General features: G+C 70.4%; 1 protein-coding gene. It reads right to left on the bottom strand.

Annotated features, from left to right (window positions below; genetic code table 11):
* A partial coding sequence (locus I5E_RS20615) for a lysophospholipid acyltransferase family protein (RefSeq protein ID WP_022908644.1) occupies positions 1 to 358 on the bottom strand: 358 nt, incomplete at both ends.

The following is a 358-nucleotide window of genomic DNA, read 5'->3' as shown; positions in this document are numbered from 1 at the left end:
CGGGTCTCGGGCGCCTGCTGCCCGCGGATCTCCTCGAGCAGCGCGGTGATGTGCTGCATCAGGAGCTCGGTGGCCGCGACGAGCGTCTGCTGGTCGATCGGCCTGCCGCGGTACGGCGAGAGGTCGACGGGGTCGCCGACGATGACGTCCACGCGGGACGGCGGGATGAGACGGAGCTTCTTGCCGTACCGCGCCATGATGTTCTGCGTGCCCCAGTGGGCCATCGGGATGAGCGGGACGTCGTTCTCGAGGGCGATCCGCACCGCACCGGTCTTGCCGCGCATCGGCCACAGGTCCGGGTCACGGGTGAGGGTGCCCTCGGGGTAGACGATGATCGCGCCGCCCTGCTCGATGAGCG

This window comes from Curtobacterium sp. B18, from assembly GCF_000333375.1.
GTDB lineage: Bacteria > Actinomycetota > Actinomycetes > Actinomycetales > Microbacteriaceae > Curtobacterium.
The sequence above is the reverse complement of the archived record's forward strand: the minus strand, read 5'-3'. Positions and strand labels throughout refer to the sequence as shown.